General features: G+C 66.2%; 19 protein-coding genes. 8 read left to right on the top strand and 11 right to left on the bottom strand.

Translation table 11 applies throughout. The features are described 5' to 3' along the window. Window positions 1–2 precede the first annotated feature (2 nt). From HBH1_RS08110 to HBH1_RS08085, 6 genes are all read left to right on the top strand, one after another. Window positions 3–899, top strand: coding sequence for a PilW family protein (locus HBH1_RS08110; protein WP_102662295.1), 897 nt, complete (start codon window positions 3–5; stop codon window positions 897–899). Continuing rightward, on the top strand, window positions 896–1,561 hold the full coding sequence (locus HBH1_RS08105; RefSeq protein ID WP_102662294.1) for a pilus assembly PilX family protein: 666 nt from the start codon (window positions 896–898) through the stop codon (window positions 1,559–1,561). The genes HBH1_RS08110 and HBH1_RS08105 overlap by 4 nt, the downstream gene beginning before the upstream one ends. 1 nt (window position 1,562) lies before the next feature. Continuing rightward, complete coding sequence (locus HBH1_RS08100; protein WP_102662293.1) at window positions 1,563–2,018, top strand: type IV pilin protein; 456 nt, start codon at window positions 1,563–1,565, stop codon at window positions 2,016–2,018. Further along, a complete protein-coding gene (locus tag HBH1_RS08095) occupies window positions 2,015–2,509 on the top strand; it encodes a GspH/FimT family pseudopilin (protein WP_158243283.1) in 495 nt (164 codons plus the stop codon). The genes HBH1_RS08100 and HBH1_RS08095 overlap by 4 nt, the downstream gene beginning before the upstream one ends. A gap of 93 nt (window positions 2,510–2,602) precedes the next feature. After that, complete coding sequence (gene ribD, locus HBH1_RS08090; RefSeq protein WP_102662292.1) at window positions 2,603–3,724, top strand: bifunctional diaminohydroxyphosphoribosylaminopyrimidine deaminase/5-amino-6-(5-phosphoribosylamino)uracil reductase RibD; 1,122 nt, start codon at window positions 2,603–2,605, stop codon at window positions 3,722–3,724. Between the two features lie 35 nt (window positions 3,725–3,759). Further along, window positions 3,760–4,377 (top strand): riboflavin synthase, encoded by a 618-nt coding sequence (locus tag HBH1_RS08085; protein WP_102662291.1) that lies wholly within the window; start codon window positions 3,760–3,762, stop codon window positions 4,375–4,377. A 23-nt stretch (window positions 4,378–4,400) separates the two neighbouring features. Here the strand turns inward: HBH1_RS08085 and HBH1_RS08080 are convergent, their stop codons facing one another. After that, a complete protein-coding gene (locus HBH1_RS08080; RefSeq protein ID WP_102662290.1) occupies window positions 4,401–4,994 on the bottom strand; it encodes a TetR/AcrR family transcriptional regulator in 594 nt (197 codons plus the stop codon). A 173-nt stretch (window positions 4,995–5,167) separates the two neighbouring features. On the opposite strand from HBH1_RS08080, the gene HBH1_RS08075 reads away from it, so the two are divergent. Further along, entirely contained in the window at window positions 5,168–6,436 is a 1,269-nt protein-coding gene (locus tag HBH1_RS08075) for a YbfB/YjiJ family MFS transporter (protein ID WP_102662360.1), read from the top strand. Window positions 6,437–6,457: 21 nt separating this feature from the next. Here the strand turns inward: HBH1_RS08075 and HBH1_RS08070 are convergent, their stop codons facing one another. From HBH1_RS08070 to HBH1_RS08060, 3 genes are all read right to left on the bottom strand, one after another. After that, complete coding sequence (locus tag HBH1_RS08070) at window positions 6,458–6,964, bottom strand: winged helix-turn-helix transcriptional regulator (RefSeq protein ID WP_102662289.1); 507 nt, start codon at window positions 6,962–6,964, stop codon at window positions 6,458–6,460. A gap of 113 nt (window positions 6,965–7,077) precedes the next feature. Beyond that, a complete protein-coding gene (locus HBH1_RS08065; RefSeq protein WP_102662288.1) occupies window positions 7,078–8,670 on the bottom strand; it encodes a DHA2 family efflux MFS transporter permease subunit in 1,593 nt (530 codons plus the stop codon). Further along, entirely contained in the window at window positions 8,667–9,755 is a 1,089-nt protein-coding gene (locus HBH1_RS08060) for an HlyD family secretion protein (RefSeq protein ID WP_102662287.1), read from the bottom strand. Before HBH1_RS08060 ends, HBH1_RS08065 begins: the two co-directional genes overlap by 4 nt. 188 nt (window positions 9,756–9,943) lie before the next feature. Here HBH1_RS08060 and HBH1_RS08055 point away from each other — a divergent pair, with 188 nt between their 5' ends. Then, entirely contained in the window at window positions 9,944–11,401 is a 1,458-nt protein-coding gene (locus tag HBH1_RS08055) for an efflux transporter outer membrane subunit (RefSeq protein ID WP_102662286.1), read from the top strand. A gap of 45 nt (window positions 11,402–11,446) precedes the next feature. Here the strand turns inward: HBH1_RS08055 and HBH1_RS08050 are convergent, their stop codons facing one another. The 7 genes from HBH1_RS08050 to andAb form a co-directional block, all read right to left on the bottom strand. Beyond that, window positions 11,447–12,310, bottom strand: a complete 864-nt coding sequence (locus HBH1_RS08050; RefSeq protein ID WP_199181545.1) for an alpha/beta hydrolase — start codon at window positions 12,308–12,310, stop codon at window positions 11,447–11,449. Between the two features lie 41 nt (window positions 12,311–12,351). Continuing rightward, on the bottom strand, window positions 12,352–13,062 hold the full coding sequence (locus HBH1_RS08045; protein ID WP_102662285.1) for an ABC transporter ATP-binding protein: 711 nt from the start codon (window positions 13,060–13,062) through the stop codon (window positions 12,352–12,354). Then, entirely contained in the window at window positions 13,059–13,838 is a 780-nt protein-coding gene (locus HBH1_RS08040; RefSeq protein WP_102662284.1) for an ABC transporter ATP-binding protein, read from the bottom strand. Before HBH1_RS08040 ends, HBH1_RS08045 begins: the two co-directional genes overlap by 4 nt. Beyond that, window positions 13,828–14,781, bottom strand: coding sequence for a branched-chain amino acid ABC transporter permease (locus HBH1_RS08035; RefSeq protein WP_006464265.1), 954 nt, complete (start codon window positions 14,779–14,781; stop codon window positions 13,828–13,830). The genes HBH1_RS08040 and HBH1_RS08035 overlap by 11 nt, the downstream gene beginning before the upstream one ends. A gap of 8 nt (window positions 14,782–14,789) precedes the next feature. Then, entirely contained in the window at window positions 14,790–15,704 is a 915-nt protein-coding gene (locus HBH1_RS08030; protein WP_102662283.1) for a branched-chain amino acid ABC transporter permease, read from the bottom strand. A 12-nt stretch (window positions 15,705–15,716) separates the two neighbouring features. Further along, window positions 15,717–16,895: an ABC transporter substrate-binding protein gene (locus tag HBH1_RS08025; protein WP_102662282.1), complete on the bottom strand. Its 1,179-nt coding sequence runs from the start codon at window positions 16,893–16,895 to the stop codon at window positions 15,717–15,719. Window positions 16,896–17,015: 120 nt separating this feature from the next. Further along, window positions 17,016–18,095, bottom strand: a complete 1,080-nt coding sequence (gene andAb, locus HBH1_RS08020; RefSeq protein ID WP_102662281.1) for an anthranilate 1,2-dioxygenase ferredoxin subunit AndAb — start codon at window positions 18,093–18,095, stop codon at window positions 17,016–17,018. Window positions 18,096–18,101 lie beyond the last annotated feature (6 nt).

Below are 18,101 nucleotides of genomic sequence, written 5' to 3'. Positions count from 1 at the left end.
CCATGATGACCAGGCAGGTTCGCCGGCAGCGTCATCGGCAAGATGGCCTGACCCTGATCGAACTGATGATCTCCCTGGCCGTGGGCCTGCTGGTGGTGCTGGCAGCCGGTGTGATGTTGCAGCAGGCACGCAGCGTCTACCAGGACATCGACGACCACGGCCGTGTGCAGGAAACCGGCCGGCTGGCGCTGGAACACCTGCAGCAGGCCCTGCAACAGGCCGGCCACCTGCCCTGGGAAGACCTCGCCGACGACGCCATGCCCACCCGCCAAGGACTGCGCGGCCTGGACGACAGCCGCCAGGCCGAGCTGCTGGACCCGGCCACCGGCAGGTTCGGCAGCAGCAGCGGTGACGGCGTCAACCACAGCGACCTGCTGATGCTGGGCTTCTTCGGCGCGCCGCGTGGCAGCCGCAGCGAGGTGGTCAACTGCAGTGGCGCCGAGGCCCCGGTCGGGCCGCTACAAGAATCGGCCCGCAGCTGGGTCATCTACTACATCGCGCCCGGCACCGGTGGTGAGGCGGAATTGCGCTGTCGCTACCAGGGCAAGAACGGCAACTGGACCTCGGACGCCATCGCACGCGGCGTGGAGGCCATGCAACTGCGCTACGCCATCGACAGCGATGACGACGGTGCACCGGACCGCTGGCTGGATGCCTCGGCCATGCCCGCCGATGGCTGGCAACGGGTCGTGCTGGTCCGCATCGCCCTGCTGGTGCGTGGCACCCAGCGTCGACCGGCGGCCGATGATGCGCCGGCGCGCAGCTTCGACCTGTTCCCACCCGGTCGCCATACCGACCCTGGCTGGCGCGTCACCGAAGAGGACGGCGAGCAGCGGCGACGAACCGTCTTCCGCACCACCGTGATGCTGCGCAACCTGAGCGCCGGAGCAATGCGATGAATATCCACTGGCCCCTGATGCGCCTGCAGACCCGGCATCCACACCACCACCAGCGCGGCGCCACGCTGATGATCGCGCTCATGCTGTTGAGCCTGCTCCTGCTGCTGGGTGCGGCCACCACCTCGCTGCTGTTGCTGGACGAACGCGCCGCCCGCAATCACCGCGATCACGCCCAGGCGCGGCTGGCGGCAGAGGCCACGCTGGAAGACGCCTGCGACGACATCGCCCGGGTCCGGCGCATCGATCCCGCCACGTTCGCATCCCCGCTGGAGTGCCGCATCGATGCAGGCGGGCTGGGGCTGTGCCTGGGCCGCCCCGAACGCAGTGGCTGGCTGCCGGCACAACTGGTGGGCGCCCGTGCCACGGCGGCGGCCTATGGCCAGTTCACCGGACGCCGCTTGCCCAACAGCCAGGGCAGCACCTCCCCTCGCTATCTGATCGAACGCCTGCCCGGGACCGCCGGCAGCCCTGCCCCGGGGATGCCGGCAACGGCACCGGCGCCGATCTATCGCCTCAGCGCCGCGGGTTACGGCCGCAACGGTGCCATGGTCGCGCTGCAGGCCGTGGTGCGCCTGTCGGATGGCGAGGCATCTGCAGCATCTGCAGCCACAGGCTGCCGCTGGCTGGCCTGGCGCACCCTCTATCTACCTTCACATGAATGACATGAAACTTCGGACTCGCCACCTCAAAACGCCGTCGTACGGCTTCACCCTGCTGGAAATCATGATCGTGCTCGCCATCGTGGTGATACTGGGTGGCATGGGCTGGAACGGCTATCGCCACATCATCCAGAAGGCAGGCCGCTCCGAAGGGCGTGCCGCCCTGCTGCAGTTGCTGCTGCAAGAGGAGCGCCACTTTTCCCACCAGCACCGTTACCAGGGCTTCACGGCGGGTAGCGGCACGGGCGGTTTCAAGTGGTATTCCGGCGCCACGCCCGAGACCAGCGCCTATGCCCTGTCGGCCCGCGCCTGCGACGGCGAAACGCTGTCCACCTGCGTGCTGCTCAAGGCCAGCCCGGGCGCGGAAGGCGTCAATCGCAACTATGGCGACACCGAGTGCGGTGCCCTCTATCTGGACAGCCGGGGCGGTCGCCGCGCCGATGGCAAGGATTGCTGGTGAGACCCGCGCATCCACATGGGCGTCACCGAGGGTTCACGCTCATCGAACTGATGGTGGTCCTGCTGATCGCCGGGCTGGTATTGGCCGCCGGCGTACCGGCGTTGCAGAACCTGTCCAATGAACAGCAACTGGTGACGGCCGCCAACGAGTTCTTCCACAGCGTCCAGCTGACCCGCTCCGAAGCCCTGCGCCATGGCCGCCGCGCCGAGATGCGACCGGTCGCCGGCGACGACTGGCACAGCGGCTGGGAAATCATGGTCGGCGAGCACGTCGTCTCGCGCCGGCAGGCCCTGGCCAGCACCATCTCGGTGGCCTACACCACGGGCGGCGAACTGGTGGCCTACCAGCCTGGCGGCCAGCCGGTGACGCGGGGCAGCTGGTATTTCAGCCATGACGGGCAGGAGCGGGTGGTAGTGATCAATTTCCTGGGAAGAGTACGCGTCTGCAGCCCCGGGCGGGATGCCCAATGCAGCAAGGCCGGCAATGAGTGAGGCCTGCGCCGGCGCAAGGACGGCTGCACAAAGCCGTGTATATTGACGGGCATCCGGCCCGCCGCACGGCGGCCTCCTCCGTTTGCCCAAGCCATGACGCCTACAGAAGACCCGCTCTACCAGTTCGATATCGAGAATGACCAGCAAGCCATGGCCCTGGCCCTGATCCAGGCCGGCTTCGGCATGCTGGACACCACCCCCAACCCCCGTGTGGGTTGCGTCATCGTCAAGGACCGCCGCGTCATCGGCGCCGGCTTCACCCAGCCGCCTGGCGGCAATCACGCCGAAATCCAGGCCATGGCCGACGCCGCCACACGCGGGGCCGATATACGCGGTGCGACCGTCTACGTCACCCTGGAACCCTGCAGCCACTTCGGCCGCACCCCTCCCTGCGCCGACGCCCTGATCCGTGCCGGCGTGGGCCGCGTGGTGGCCGCCATCGCCGACCCCAACCCGCTGGTGGCCGGCCAGGGCCTGGCACGCCTGCAGGCGGCCGGCATCGAGGTGGCCTGCGGCATGCTGGAAGAAGATGCCCGCGACATCAACATCGGCTTCCTGCACCGCATGCGCACCGGCCGCCCCTGGGTCCGCATGAAGAGCGCTGCCAGCCTGGACGGCAAGACCGCCCTGCACAATGGCGTGAGCCAGTGGATCACCAGCCAGGCCGCCCGCGACGACGGCCACATCTGGCGCGCCCGCGCCTGCGCCATCATGGCCGGCATCGGCACCATCCAGAAGGACGATGCGCAACTGAACGTGCGCGCCATCGACACCCCGCGCCAGCCGCGCCGCATCGTGGTGGACAGCAAGCTGGTCGTCTCGCCCGAGGCACGCGTGATCCAGGGCGGCAACACCTGGGTCTTCACCGCCACCGACGACCGCGAAAAGCGCGCTGCGCTGGAAGCCGAAGGCGCCGAAGTGATCCTGCTGGCCAATGCCGAAGGCAAGGTCGACCTCGACGGCCTGCTGCGCGAACTGGGCCAGCGCCAGATCAACGAACTGCACGTGGAAGCCGGCGCCAAGCTCAACGGCGCCCTGATCCGCGCAGGCTGCGTGGATGAATTGCTGGTCTACCTGGCCCCCGCGCTGATCGGCGAAGGCCGCAACATGTTCGAGCTGCCACCGCTGGAAGACCTGTCGGGCAAGATCGGCATCCGCTTCCATGAGGTCAAGCAGGTCGGGCCGGATTTGCGTATCCTTGCTCGTTTCGAATAATCGACTTCCCACTTTTTCTGCATCAGGACCGCACCATGTTCACAGGTATCGTCGCCGCCGTCGGCACCATCACTTCCGTCACCCCCCTGGCCGCAGGCTCCGATGCCGGTGTGCGCCTCACCATCGATGCTGGCCCGCTACCCATGGGCGACGTCGGCCTGGGCGATTCCATCGCCCTCAACGGCGCCTGCATGACCGTGGTCGAAAAGACCACCACCGGCTTCACCGTGGATGTCTCGCGTGAAAGCCTGCGCCTGACCGCCGGCCTGGACGCCCCCGGCGAAGTCAACCTGGAAAAGGCCCTGACCCTGGCCGAGCGCCTGGGCGGCCACCTGGTTTCCGGCCATGTCGACGGCCTGGGCCAGGTGCACTCCTTCGAACCGGTGGGCGAATCCCGCGAATTGATCGTCGATGCCCCCAAGGCGCTGGGCAAGTACCTGGCCTACAAGGGATCGATCGTGGTCAACGGCGTGTCGCTGACGGTGAACCGGGTCGAGGACCTGACCGATGCCTGCCGTTTCTCGATCAACCTGATCCCGCATACGGTGGAAGTGACCACCCTCAAGCATCTGAAGGCGGGGAGCAAGGTCAATCTGGAGATTGACCTGATTGCGCGGTATGTGGAGCGCATGCTCTCCAGCGGCAAGGCCTGAGTTCCGGCTTCTGTCCGAAGCCTTTATTTCCTGCTGCCCTCCCCGGGCAGCAGCGTCCCAATCAATATCTCCGCCATTTCCTTGAGCCGTTTCTCGTCCTGATAGACGCGCTCCAGCACCACCAGTCCCCGTGTCATGCAGACCACCATGCGGGCCGCTTCACGCGGGGTCATGCTCAACTGGCTGCGGGTGTCCGGCCGAACAAAGCGCTCCAGCAGGACCGCTTCCATGTCATCCAGCAAACCCCGGATCACGGCGCGGATCTGTTCTTCCTTGCCTTCCTCGCTCAGGGCTGTCTTGGTGCTCAGGCAGCCCCGCGAGGGCTTGCCGGTGCGCATCGAGCGGAAGATGTAATGCAGGAACTGGCGCAGGGCCAGGCGCGGGTCTTCCTGCGCCAGCGCCTGGCGCAACTGCGTCAGGTAACTGTCGCGGTAACGTCCGAAGACGTGCAGGAACAAGGTTTCCTTGTCGCCATAGGCGTTGTATAGGGAACCGCGCTGCACGCCGGTGGCCGCCGCCAGGTCCTGCATGGTGGTGGCGGCATAACCCTTCTGCCAGAACACGGCCAGCGCTTCCTCGAATACCTCGTCCTCGTCAAACTGCCTTACGCCTGCCATCCCGGTCTCCTGTTGTTGTCGATACGATGCACACATTAAACCCATTCTTGACGCTCATGTCAATTTTGACTAGAGTGTCAATATTGACGTTAATGTCAAACATCGCACCCGACCACGGTGCCCATCGGTCAACTTGCAATCCACGTTGAATCTACTTGAACAGGCAGGCCATCATGCGTTCACAAAACCCTGTGGGTGACCCCTCCCACGCCACCCACGCCACACATGCCACCCACGCGCCCTCCGCTACCCGCGCCGAGGTCTGGCGCTATATCTTCGCCGGGCTGTCCGCCAGCCTGGTCAGCATCGGGCTGGCCAGGTTCGGCTTTACGCCGCTCATTCCCGAGCTGATCCATCAGCACTGGTTTTCCACCTCCAGCGTGATCTACCTGGGCGCTGCCAATCTGGCCGGCTATCTGATCGGCGCGCTCATCGCCCGTCCCATCGGCGGGCGGATCGGCAACCAGCGCGCGCTGCGGCTGATGATGCTGCTCATCACGCTGACCTTCCTGGCCTGTGCCTTCCCCTTGTCGCTGGCCTGGTACTTCGTCTGGCGCCTGCTCTCGGGTGTGGCCGGCGGGGTGGTGATGGTGCTGGTGGCCGGGACCATCCTGCCGCACGTACCGCCGGCCAGCCGGGGGCGCGCCAGCGGTGCGATCTTCCTCGGGCTGGGACTGGGCATCGCCGCGACCGGTACGCTCATTCCGCTGCTGCTGGGCATGGGGCTGCGCGTCACCTGGATCGGGCTGGCGGTACTGTCGGCCGTGCTGAGCGCGGCGAGCTGGTTTGCCTGGCCGCCGGTACAGGGCCACAAGACTGCAGCTGCTACAGCGCACCCGGCGCCACGACACGTGACCACGGCCAACTGGCGCATCAAGCTGCTGTTCGGGCAATACGCGCTGATGGCGGCCTCGGCGGTGGCACCGATGGTGTTCCTGGTGGATTACATCTCACGCGGGCTGGGCATGGGGACCGAATATGGCGCGCTGTTCTGGGTGCTGTACGGTGTCGGCGCTATCGTCGGTCCGCCGCTGTATGGCTGGGTGGCGGACAAGGCTGGTGCGCAGAATGGCATGGCCCTGTTCAGCGTGGTGCAGGTGGCGATGCTGGTGGGCGTGTACCAGAGCGACAATCATCTGCTGCTGGGCCTGTACACGCTGGTGATCGGGATGTTCGCGCCGGGCATGGTGCCGCTGGCAGTGGCCCGGGTGCATGAGCTGTTGCCGCACCATCCGGTGCAGCAGAATCTGGTGTGGAGCCGCGCCACGGTGTTTTCGGCGGCCCTGATGGCGCTGGCGGCCTATGGCTTCTCGGCGCTCTTCAACCTGGTGCATGGCCAGCATCGCCTGATGTTCCTGGGCGCGGCGGTCATGGTGGTCATCGCGCTGTTGGCCGAGTTCGCCCGGCTGGCCGATCCTGCCGGCACCCGCCAGGCGGCCTAGCCGCCCCCCACGACGCGCCGCTCAGGAAGCAGCGGCGGCGCGTCGTTCCAGCAGCTCGGCAATGCTGCGCTTGACCTTGTCGCTGGCCGCCGGGCCTTCGGCGATGATGTGGGTCTGGGGCGTGATGGGCTTGCCGGTGTTGGCATCCACCATCATGGGGATGGCCTGTTTGCCGGTCTCGATATCGGTCAGGATCACGGCCGGACCTTCCGGGGCGAAATGGGTATTGCCCCATTGCAGCAGGGCCAGCAGCACCGGGCGGAAATCGCGTCCACGCGGGGTCAGGTGATATTCGTAGCGCGGCGGGCGTTCGGAATATTGCACCTTCTCCAGCAAGCCCTGCTCCACCAGCCCGGCCAGGCGGCGGGTCAGGATGTTGGGGGCGATCTCCAGGTGCTTCTGGAATTCATCGAAGCGCGACAGACCATAGAAGGCATCGCGCAGGATCAGGATGCTCCACCACTCACCCACGCGGTCCAGCGAACGGGCGATCGGGCATTGCATGTCATCAAAGCGCTTGCGCTGCATGTGGGGTTCTCCAGCTGTACTCAGGTTTTCAGGTTCTCAGGGTGGCCGCAGCAGGGCATTCCTGCGTGCGACCCGCATTGTGCCGCATTGTGACACGCCGGGCCGCCCTGCCCTCAATGCGCATCTGCCGAGGGCGCCTTGGGCGGTACCACCCTGCGCATCAGCGGCACCATCAGGGTGGCGATGATGAAGCACACCATCACGGCCAGGAAGGCGTCCGAGAAGGTCATCGTCTGCGCCTCGCGATAGGTCAGTTGCCACAATTGCCGCAGGGCGGCGGCCTGCCCTGCCAGCGCGTCGCCCAGTTGCGTGCTCAGGGCATCGCCCACCGCGCCCTGCCACTGCAGCATGGATTCGCTGGCGCCGTTGAGATGCTCGGCCAGGCGCATGAAGTGCAGGTTGGTACGATCGTTGAGGATGGTGGCGCATAGCGCAATGCCAATGGCGCCACCCAGGTTGCGCATCAGGTTGAACAAGCCCGAGGCGAACTTCAGTCGTGCCGGCGCCAGGCCGCCGAGAGTCAGCGTCACTGTAGGCGGCACCGCCAGTTGCTGGGCCACGCCGCGCAGTGCCTGCGGCAGCAGCAGTTGCGCCCAGCCCCAGTCATGCGTGATCGGCAGGAACTGCCACATCGACAGCGCAAACAGACCCAGCCCGAGCATCATGATCCAGCGCAGGTCCATGCGTTTGGTCAGCCAGGCATATAGCGGGATGGACATGATCTGGAACACCCCGGTGGAAAACACCGCCAGCCCGATCTGCAAGGCGCTGAAACCGCGCACCCGGCCCAGGAACAGCGGGGTCAGGTAGATCGTGGCGAAGATGCCGATGCCGGTGACGAAGGAAAAGAAGCAGCCCAGCGCGAAATTGCGATCCTTCAGCGCCCGCAGGTCCACCACCGGTTCGGCGGCCGTCAGGCTGCGCCAGACGAAGAGCACGCCGGCAATGCCCGCCACCCAGGCGGTGGTGGCGATGACCGGGTCGCCCATCCAGTCCCAGCGCGGGCCTTCTTCCAGGGTGTATTCGAGACAGCCGAGAAACAGCGACATCAGGATGATCCCCGGATAGTCGGCCCGCCGCAGCAGCGACCAGTCCGGCAGGTCGATGCGCACCAGGCGCGGCACGGTCAGGGTGATGAAGATACCCGGCAGCAGGTTGATGAAGAACAGCCAGTGCCAGCTGTAGTGATCGGTGATCCAGCCGCCCACGGTGGGGCCCAGCGTGGGCGCCAGCGAGGCGATGGCACCGATGGTGGAGGCGGCGATGACGCGCTGCTTGTTGTCGAAGAAGGCGAAGGCGGTGGTGAAGACGGTAGGGATCATCGACCCGCCCAGGAAACCCTGCATGGCGCGGAACACGATCATGCTCTGGATGTTCCAGGCCAGCCCGCACAGCAGGCTGGTCAGGGTGAAGCCGGCGGCCGAGAAGGCGAACAGCCAGCGCGTGGACATGGTGCGCGTGAGCCAGCCCGAGAGCGGGATGACGATGATCTCGGCGATCAGGTAGCTGGTCTGTACCCAGGTGGTTTCATCATTGCCGGCCGACAGGCCGCCGCCGATGTCGCGCAGCGAGGCCGAGACGATCTGGATATCCAGCAGTGCCACGAACATGCCGATGCACATCACGCCAAAGGCGAAGACCTTGGCGGAAGTCGTCATCTGCGACGGCTGGATCAGTTGCCCCGCCGCTGCCGCGCCGTTGCTCATGATCCCTGGCTCCGGTGGTCGACCCGCGCCACCACCGACAGGCCGGGGCGCAGCGCATCCAGGGCCGCATCAGCCTGGTCGAGGACGATGCGCACCGGTACCCGCTGCACGATCTTGGTGAAGTTGCCGGTGGCGTTTTCCGGCGGCAGCACGCTGAACTGGGCGCCGGTGGCCGGCGCCACGCTGGCCACCCGACCATGGAAGACCCGGCCCGGCACGGCATCGGCCTCAATGGTCGCGGGGTCACCGGGCTGGATGCCGGCCAGTTGGCTTTCCTTGAAATTGGCGTCGACCCACAGGCCGTGGGCCGGCACGATCACCATCAGCTGGCTGGCCGTGGCCGCATAGGCGCCGGCACGGGCGCGGCGGTTGCCGACCACGCCGTCGATGGGCGCACGCAATTCGGTATAGCCCAGGTTGAGGCTGGCTGCTTCACGCTCGGCCATGGCCTGGGCCAGGCCGGCTGCGGCCTGCTGCTGCTGGGTATCGATCACTGCCAGCTGGCGCGTGGCCACGGCCAGTCCGGCCTGGGCCTTTTGACCGTTGGCAGCGGCCTGGCGGTAATCGGCCGCAGCCTTCTGGGCCGCCTGCACCGACACCGCCGCCTTGTCCACCAGCCGCTCGAAGCGGCGGTCATCGTCCTGGCTGCGCACGATCTCGGCCTGGCTGGCGTCCACCGTAGCCTTGGCCTGCGCGATCAGCGCCGCCTGCACGGCACGGGTGGCCTCCAGGTTGGCGAGTTCGGCCTTGCGGGCGGCCACGGCGCCATCGGCGCGGGCCAGCGCGGCGCGGTAGTCGCGGTCATCCAGCCTGGCCAGCAGGTCGCCGGCATGCACCACCTGGTTGTCGCTCACCGCCACGGTAGCGATGTAGCCCGGCACCTTGGCACTGATGACGGTGATGTCGCCGCCGACATAGGCATCGTCCGTGTCTTGCTGGTAACGCCCATGCTGCCACCAGTGCCAGCCATAGAAGGCCAGCGCCAACGCGGCTACGCCGCCCACCGCCAGCCCCAGATGGGCCTTGCCCGTCATCCGTTTGCGCACAGCCGGTGGATTGCTGTCGGGTGAGAGGGGATGGGCCATGGATCAACTCCTTGCAAGGATCGGTGGATGGAAAAAGAAAACGGGGAGTGACACATCAGCAACAGGCGAAAGACGGGAGCGGGATCACCACATCGGGAACAAACCAGTTGCTTTCACAATGAAAGTGACTTTACACTGACAACTATCAATTTGCAAGTAACTCATCGAACCCCACGAAAGGCAAGCGCATGCAATCCCGCCCCCGCTCCCTCCCCCTGAGCCTGCTCGCTCTCCTGGTCGCCACCACGCTGAGCGCCTGCGCCGTCGGTCCCGATTACGCCAGCGGCGATGCCCCGGGCGCGGTGCTGCCGGCCCGCTATGCCCATGCCGGCGCGGCGGCGCAGGCCTCCACCAATCAGCAGGCCTCCAGCGAGGCGCTGCGCCAGTGGTGGTCCGGTTTCCACGACCCGGTGCTGGATCGCATCATCGACTGCGTGCTGGCCCAGAATCTGGATCTGCAGGCCGCCCTGTCCCGCGTCGAGCAGGCCCGTGCGGTGGCACAACTGGCCGATGCCGCCCTGCTGCCCAGCGCTGACGCCAACCTGCAGGTGCAGCAGCAGCGGCAGTCGCTGCGCAGTCCACTGGGCCAGATCGCCAGCAACTTCCCGGGTTACGAGCGCAACCACACGCAATACGACCTGGGCGTCGGCGCCAGTTGGGAAATCGATCTCTTCGGTGGCCTGCATCGCCAGCGCGAAGCCGATCTCGCCAGCGCCGAGGCCGCCGCCGCCGATGGCCTCGGCGTGCGGATATCGCTGGCCGCCGAAGCGGCCGATGCCTATTTCCGGCTGCGTGGGGCGCAAGCGCGGCTCCAGGTGCTGGAACAGCAGATCGCCGCCGAGCGCCAGTTGAGTGAACTGGTGGCGCTGCGGCTGCAGGACGGGTTTTCCAATCGTCGTGAACTGGCCCAGGCGCAGGCCCGGCTGGCCGGCGCGCGCGCCGCGGTCACGCCGGTGCGCGCCGAAATCGAGGTCCAGCGCAATCGGCTCGATGTCCTGATGGGGGCGGCACCCGGCAGCCTGGCGACCCAGTGGACCAGCGATGCGCCGACCATGGCCGCCGCACCGTCCCTGGACGCCCTGCCGGCACCGGCCCAACTGCTGCGCCGGCGTCCCGATGTGATGGCCGCCGAGCGCCGGCTGGCGGCATCGAACGCCCGTATCGGCGTGGCCATGTCGGAGTACTACCCCAAGCTATCCTTATCGGGCTTGCTGGGTTTCGAGAGCCTGTCGCGCTTCGAACTCTCCGAGCGCACCCTGCAGCCCACAGCGGTAGCGGGCCTGCGCTGGCGCCTGTTTGATTTCGGTCGGGTGGATGCGGAAGTGGCGGCGGCCAAAGGCGCCCATGCGGAAGACCTGTCGCGCTTTCGCCAGGCCATGCTGAAGGCCACCGAGGATGTGGAAAACGCGCTGGTCAACGAGAGCGAAGTCGACCAGCGGCGCCTGGCCCTGCAACAGCAGAAGGCGGCCAGCGAGGAAGCCTTGAGAGCGGTCACCGAGGCCTTCGACCATGGTGCCGAGAGTCGCGTGGAAGTGCTGGAACAGACGCGCCAGCTGCTGGCCGCACAGGACCAGCTGATCGTGGCCGAGGCAGACTCGGCACGCGCCAGCGTGGGCCTGTATCGGGCCCTGGGCGGTGGTTGGTAGCGTGACGAGCGGTGGGTCGCAGTCAGTGACAGGGAGCCGTCGGCCTCAGCCGAGCATCTCCCTGATCACCGCCTGGCACACCGGACTGGCCGCATCGGCCAGCGGGAACAGCACCGTGTAGTGATGGGTCTGCGATACCACATGATGGGCCACCACCTGCGACCAGCAGTTGGCCATCACCGCGGCCTGCAGATGGAATTGCACCGTCTCCTGCTCACCGATGATGGTGTGCACGCGGGTACTGGCAGGGCCAGCCTGCAGCACCGGACTCAATGCGTCGGCACGGGCGACATCCAGCGTCAGGGCGCGGTTCAGCGAAGTGGGGATCAGCGGTACCAGATCGAATACGCCACTGATCGCAAACACCGCCTGCACCGCTTGTGCGCCGACCTGTGCCGCCAGTTGCGCCGCCACTAAGGCCGCCAGATGCCCGCCGGCCGAATGCCCCATCAGCGAGATGCGCGCCGGATCGATCTGCAGCTTGTGCGCCATGCCCCTGATCGAGGCCAGGCAGGCATGCACCTCGTCCACCATGTCCTCGATGCGCGCCTGCGGGGCCAGCGAATAGTTGATCACCGCCACGCTGATGCCGGCCTGCACATAGGGCGCGGCGATGAAGCCGATGTCCTGCTTGTCGCCACCCTGCCAGTAGCCACCGTGGATGAACACCAGCAAGGGACGCTCGCCACCATCGGCGCGGTAGAAATCGAAACGCTGCAGCGGCCCGCTGCCATAGGCGATATCGGCCTCGGTCAGCAACGTGCCGGCAATGGCGGCGGTGGCCTGCTGCCATTGCTGCAGGACCTGCGGAAAGTCCGGGAAGGCCGCCTTGAGGTTGTAACCTGCTTCGCAGTCGGCTTCAGGGCAGAGGACGCGACGGGTGGTGGTCAAGGATTGGGGCGCGGGCATTATCTTTTCCTTAAGGCAGTTCGCAAGACCATTCAATGCGCTTAAACGCTGAGATACTGGTCCCACAGTTCGGTCTGCACCGACAGTTGCGCAGAATCGCCCTGCCAGACCACCTTGCCCTTTTCCAGGATGGTGTGCTGGTCGGCAAAGCCGATCAGGCGCTTGATGTACTTGTCGATGACGATGATGGTCAGGCCGTATTCGCGCAGGGCTTTCAGGCAGGACCAGATTTCCTCGCGCACCAGCGGCGCCAGGCCTTCGGTGGCCTCATCCAGGATCAGCAGATGCGGGTTGGTCATCAGCGCGCGACCGATGGCCAGCATCTGCTGCTCGCCGCCCGAGAGCTGGCCGCCCCCGTTGCCGCGACGCTCCTTCAGGCGCGGGAACTGCTGATAGATCTTCTCCAGCGTCCACGGATTGTCGCGTCCGTTGCGATGGGCGGCGAAGGCGGACAGGTTTTCTTCCACGCTCAGGTTCTTGAAGATCTGCCGCCCTTCGGGAACGATGGCGATCCCGCGTCGCGCAATGGCGTCGGCGCTGGCGGCATGGATGGCTTCGCCACGGAAACGCACCTGGCCGCCGGTAGGCCGGTTCAGGCCCAGGATGGTGCGCAGCGTGGTGGTCTTGCCCATGCCATTGCGGCCCAGCAGGGTGACCACTTCGCCCTCGTTGACACGCAGGTCGATCCCGAACAGCACCTGGCTGGCCCCGTAACCGCCGGTGAGGCCTTCCACCTCCAGCAATGCACTCATTGTGTTTCCTCCTCGCCCAGGTAAGCCAGCTTGACCTCGGCATTGGCGCGAATCTCGTCCACGCTGCCGGTGGCCAGCACCGCGCCCTGTACCAGCACCGTGATGCGGTCAGCCAGGGCGAAGACGGCGTCCATGTCATGCTCGACCAGCACGACGGTGAGTTCCTGCTTGAGCGACTGGATCAGGGCGATCATGTCGCCCGATTCCTCATGGCCCATGCCGGCCATGGGTTCATCCATCAACAGCACGCGCGGTCGGCAAGCAATGGCCAGGCCGACATCCAGGCGCCGTCGCGCCGCGTGCGACAACTGCGACGACAGCTGGTGCGCCACCTTCTCCAGCCCGACCCGGCGTGCCACCTCCAGCGCGGCTTCCCGTGCCAGGCGGTCGCTGGCGCTGGCGTGGAAGAAGCCATAGCTGCGATGCTGGCCGCGCTGTACGGCCACCTGCAGGTTTTCCAGCACGCTCAGTTCATCGAAGACGCTGGTGATCTGGAAGGAGCGCACCAGCCCGGCCGCCACCCTGGCCTGCTCGGCATGGCCGTGCATGGCCTGGCCGAACAGGTAGATCTCGCCGGCATCGGCCGCCAGCGCGCCCGAGAGCAGCGACAGCAGCGTGGTCTTGCCGGCACCGTTGGGGCCGATGATGGCGTGCACCTGGCCGGCCGCGATCTCCAGATGGACATCGCGGGTGGCGGCCAGTCCGCCATAGCTCTTCTTCAGGCCCCGGACCGACAGCGCCTGCGCGCCCGATGCGGCGGCGTGCTCATGCGCCATGTTGCTCTCCCTGCTTCAAGGTCTTGCCGATGGTGGCCAGCGAACTCACGCCGCGCGGCGCCACCATCACCACCAGCAACAGGATCAGGCCGACATAGATCTGCCAGTATTCGAAATGGGTGGACAGCACTTCTTCCAGCAGCAGGAAGGCCGCCGCCCCCAGCAGGCCGCCGTAGAAATATCCCACCCCGCCCAGGGCCACCATCACCAGCAGGATGCCGGACTGCGACCAGTGCAAGAGCTTGGGGCTGGCGAACAGGTTGCTCATCCCGATCAGGCTGCCGGCGATGCCGGCGATGACGGCCGCAATCACGAAGGCGGCCAGCTTGTAGCGCATGGCCGGGTAGCCGATGGCCTGGGCGCGCCGCTCGTTCTGACGGATTGCATTGAGGGCCAGGCCGAAGCGCGAGGCCAGCAGGCGCCCCAGCAACAGGTAGGACAGCGCCAGCCAGGCCAGCACCACCCAGTAGAAACCATTGTCGCCACTGATATCCAGACCCAGGCCCAGCACCGGGCGGGCATTGACCTGCAGGCCGTCATCGCCGCCGTAGAAGCGCAGGCCGACGAAGAAGTAGTAGAACAGTTGCGCCAGCGCCATGGTGATCATGATGAAATAGACCGCCCGTGTACGCAGCGCGATGGCACCGATGCCCAGGCCCACCAGCGCCGTCACCAGCGCCGCCAGCAACCAGATCAGCCAGGCGCTGGTGACGCCATGGAAACTGGCAATGGCGGTCACGTAGGCGCCCAGGCCGAAGAACACCGCATGGCCGAAGCTGACCATGCCGCCATAGCCGAGGATGAAGTTCAGGCTGGCCGCCACCATCGAAAAGATCAGGATGCGCGTGACCACGCCGATGTAGTACTCCATCCCGGTGGCCTGCGCCAGTATCGGCAGCAGCACTGCCAGGACCAGCAGCAGGGGAACGAACAGACGTTGCATGAGACTCCTCAGGTACGTGCCGGGAACAGACCGCTGGGGCGCCAGAACAGCACCGCGATCATCACCAGGTAGATCATCATCGAGCCCAGCGCCGGACCCACCGAAGCGGCGGCGTCGGCGCTCAGGAACAGCGCGAACAGGGACGGCAGCAGGCCACGCCCCAGGGTATCGACCACGCCCACGATGAGCGCGCCGACGGCCGCGCCCGGCACCGAGCCGATGCCGCCGATGACCACTACCACGAAGGCCAGGATCAGCACATCGTCACCCATGCCGGCCTGCACCGCCACCAACGGTCCCAGCATGATGCCGGCCAGTGCCGCCAGCAACAGGCCGAAGCTGAACACCAGCCGGAACAGCAGGCGGATGTTGATGCCCATGGCCGTGACCATCTCCAGGTTGTTGGCCCCGGCGCGCACCCACATGCCGATGCGGGTACGGTTGATCAGGAAGTACAGGCCGATGGCCACCACCACACCCACCGCCATCACCAGCAGGCGATAGCTGGAGTAAGGCAGGCCCAGCAGATTGACCGGTCCGGCGAAGGCGGCCGGCATGTTCAGCGGCAGCGGTTGCGGCCCCCAGATCATGCGCACGCCATCGTTGAAGATCAGGATGAAGGCGAAGGTGGCCAGCACGTGCACCATGTGGTCCTTCTTGTAGAGCCGGCGAAACACCAGCCACTCCAGCAGGAAGCCCAGCGCGGCCGTGACCGGCAGGGCCACCAGCAGGCCCAGCCAGAACGATCCGCTGGCGCCGGCCACCACCGCCGCCACGTAGGCGCCGATCATGAAGAAGCTGCCGTGCGCCAGGTTCACGAAGTTCATCACACCGAAGATCAGCGTCAATCCCGAAGCGATCAGGAACAGCATGACGCCGAACTGCAGGCTGTTGAGCACCTGCTCGAAGATCAGATTACCCAAGATGATCCGCCCTTATTGCATCTTGCATTCGCCGACGTAGGCGTCGACGTGGTCGGTCAACAGCGTCTGCGTCATGTTGTTGACGTACTTGCCGTCGGCGCCCTTGGTCACCACCCGCGCATACTGGTTCTGGATCGGGAAGTGGTTGGCCGCGAACTTGAAGCCACCGCGCACCGACTTGAAATTGGCAGCCTTCATGGCGGCGATCAGGGCCTCACGGTTGTCCACCTTGCCGCCGACGGCCTTGACGGCGCTGTCGATGAGCATGGCCGCGTCATAGGCCTGGGAGGCATACATCGAGGGCTGGCGACCGTATTCCTTGACGTAGGCGGAGACGAAGGCGCGGTTCTGCTCATTGGGCAGGTCGGCCGACCACTGGCCGGTATTGGCCACGCCGGCGATCAGGTCGCCGTTGGACAGCATCTGCTGGTCGGCGTCATAGGCCGGCATCACGCGCACGATCTTGGGGTCCATGCCGGCGGCGGCATATTGCTTGACGAAGTTCACGCCCATGCCGCCCGGCAGGAAGAAGTACACCGCGTCGATGTTGGCTGCGCGCAGCTGGGCGATCTCGGTGGCGAAATCAAGCTGGCCCAGCTTGGGGAACAGCTCCACCGCCGGTTCCTTCTTCAGGAAGCGCTTGAAGCCGGCCGAGGCGTCCTTGCCCGCCGGGTAGTTGGGGGCGATGATGGCCACGCGCTGATAACCCTTGTCGGCCATCAGCTTGCCGGCGGCTTCGTGGGTCGCATCGTTCTGGTAGCTGGCGCTGAAGAAATAGGGATTACAGCCGGCACCGGCCAGCTGGGCCGGACCGGCATTGGCGCTGACCACCACGGTCTTGCTGGCAAAGGCGGCCGGCGCCACCGCCAGCAGGATGTTGGAATAGACGAAGCCGCTCAGGATGTCGACCTTCTCGCGCTTGATCAGGCGGTCTGCGCCCTGCTTGGCGGCATCCGGGCTGAACTGGTCATCCACCACGATGACTTCGGCGCGCACGCCACCGAGCTTGTTGCCCAGGGTCTTTAGGGCCAGCATGAAGCCTTCGCGCTCGTCCACGCCGGGTGCGCTGGCCGGGCCGCTCAGGGTGGTCAGGAAGCCGATCTTCACTACGTCGGCCGCCTGGGCCGACAGGCTCGCGCCTGCGGCCATTGCCATCATTACTGCACCTGCCACTTTAGTCAGTCGGTTCATGCCTGGATTCCCCTCTAGGTTCTTGATGGTTTGAAATCGTCGTGATGCTGCAATGCTGTGGAGACGGCACGCCCTGCGTCGTTGAAAGCCAGGTTCAACACATGCGCTGGCCTGCCATCCCTAGGTCCGCAGGTCCGCCTTCGAGAGAAAGGAGTCCGCGAAAAAGGCTGTCTCGGGCAGGCCGCAGGCGGCCGTGAAATCGCGCCGCGCTGACTCTACCACGACCGGTGCGCCACAGGCATAGACCTGATATTGCTGCATCGCAGGAACATCCTGCATCACGGCCTGGTGGACGAAGCCGGTGCGCCCCTGCCAGCCGGAAGCGGAATCCGCCTCCGACAGCACCGGCACATACTCGAACCAGGGCAGCGTCGCCGCCCAGTCGCGGCACAGCGCATCGAGGTAGAGATCGGCGGTGCGACGGCCACCCCAGTACAGGCGCATGGGCCGGGTATTGCCGACGGCGATCGCCTCTTCCACCAATGCCTTGACCGGAGCAAATCCTGTGCCACTGGCCAGCAGGATCACCGGCTGCGCGCCTTCACGCAGATAGAAGCTGCCGGTCGGCCCTTCCAGCGTGAGCGCCTGGCCCGGCTGCATGCCGCCGAAGACGCGATCGGTGAACACGCCACCGGGCAGGTGACGCACATGCAGCTCCAGCAAATCGCTGCCGGCACCGGCATGGGTGGCCATGGAGTAGCTGCGGCGCTGACCATCTTCCAGCAGCAGGTCGATGTATTGTCCGGCACGCCAGGACAGGGGCGCGGCGCAACGCAGGCGCAGGATCGCCACGTCCGGCGCAGCGCGCTCCATACTCTCCACGCTGGCCTGCACCAACTGCGGTGCGGCGTCCTGCGCAGCTGCCGCGCCTTCTCCGGTCTGCGCGGCATCGCCGACGCCGACCTCCACCCGCCCCGCCACCACCCGCACCGGGAAGCTGCGCACGGCCTCGGTCACCGGCGCACAACGCGGTGCACCGCTACGGATATCGAACAGGCCCTGGTGCAGCGGACATTCGACGCAGCCATCCTCGACATAGCCATCGGAGAGCTTGGCATTGCCGTGGGTGCACAAGTCCTTGAGTGCAAAGATTTCCTCGCCGAGGCGGAACACCGCCACCGCCTGGCTGCCCGCGCGAGCCGCAGCCACTTCGCCCTCGGCGAAATCATCGGCATGGCCGACATCGAACCACTCGCTCATACCGAC

It is taken from the genome of Herbaspirillum sp. BH-1, assembly GCF_002870055.1.
Taxonomy (GTDB): Bacteria; Pseudomonadota; Gammaproteobacteria; order Burkholderiales; family Burkholderiaceae_D; genus Herbaspirillum; species Herbaspirillum frisingense.
Note: the sequence above shows the minus strand (reverse complement) of the source record. Positions and strands in the feature narration are given on the sequence as shown.

What these genes read in the sequence shown, in the direction of transcription:
- HBH1_RS08110 (WP_102662295.1), top strand. Translation starts at nt 3, where the DNA reads ATGATGACCAGGCAGGTTCGCCGGCAGCGTCATCGGCAAGATGGCCTG.
- HBH1_RS08105 (WP_102662294.1), top strand. Translation starts at nt 896, where the DNA reads ATGAATATCCACTGGCCCCTGATGCGCCTGCAGACCCGGCATCCACAC.
- HBH1_RS08100 (WP_102662293.1), top strand. Translation starts at nt 1,563, where the DNA reads ATGAAACTTCGGACTCGCCACCTCAAAACGCCGTCGTACGGCTTCACC.
- ribD (WP_102662292.1), top strand. Translation starts at nt 2,603, where the DNA reads ATGACGCCTACAGAAGACCCGCTCTACCAGTTCGATATCGAGAATGAC.
- HBH1_RS08085 (WP_102662291.1), top strand. Translation starts at nt 3,760, where the DNA reads ATGTTCACAGGTATCGTCGCCGCCGTCGGCACCATCACTTCCGTCACC.
- HBH1_RS08080 (WP_102662290.1), bottom strand. Translation starts at nt 4,994, where the DNA reads ATGGCAGGCGTAAGGCAGTTTGACGAGGACGAGGTATTCGAGGAAGCG.
- HBH1_RS08075 (WP_102662360.1), top strand. Translation starts at nt 5,168, where the DNA reads ATGCGTTCACAAAACCCTGTGGGTGACCCCTCCCACGCCACCCACGCC.
- HBH1_RS08070 (WP_102662289.1), bottom strand. Translation starts at nt 6,964, where the DNA reads ATGCAGCGCAAGCGCTTTGATGACATGCAATGCCCGATCGCCCGTTCG.
- HBH1_RS08065 (WP_102662288.1), bottom strand. Translation starts at nt 8,670, where the DNA reads ATGAGCAACGGCGCGGCAGCGGCGGGGCAACTGATCCAGCCGTCGCAG.
- HBH1_RS08060 (WP_102662287.1), bottom strand. Translation starts at nt 9,755, where the DNA reads ATGGCCCATCCCCTCTCACCCGACAGCAATCCACCGGCTGTGCGCAAA.
- HBH1_RS08055 (WP_102662286.1), top strand. Translation starts at nt 9,944, where the DNA reads ATGCAATCCCGCCCCCGCTCCCTCCCCCTGAGCCTGCTCGCTCTCCTG.
- HBH1_RS08050 (WP_199181545.1), bottom strand. Translation starts at nt 12,310, where the DNA reads ATGCCCGCGCCCCAATCCTTGACCACCACCCGTCGCGTCCTCTGCCCT.
- HBH1_RS08045 (WP_102662285.1), bottom strand. Translation starts at nt 13,062, where the DNA reads ATGAGTGCATTGCTGGAGGTGGAAGGCCTCACCGGCGGTTACGGGGCC.
- HBH1_RS08040 (WP_102662284.1), bottom strand. Translation starts at nt 13,838, where the DNA reads ATGGCGCATGAGCACGCCGCCGCATCGGGCGCGCAGGCGCTGTCGGTC.
- HBH1_RS08035 (WP_006464265.1), bottom strand. Translation starts at nt 14,781, where the DNA reads ATGCAACGTCTGTTCGTTCCCCTGCTGCTGGTCCTGGCAGTGCTGCTG.
- HBH1_RS08025 (WP_102662282.1), bottom strand. Translation starts at nt 16,895, where the DNA reads ATGAACCGACTGACTAAAGTGGCAGGTGCAGTAATGATGGCAATGGCC.
- andAb (WP_102662281.1), bottom strand. Translation starts at nt 18,095, where the DNA reads ATGAGCGAGTGGTTCGATGTCGGCCATGCCGATGATTTCGCCGAGGGC.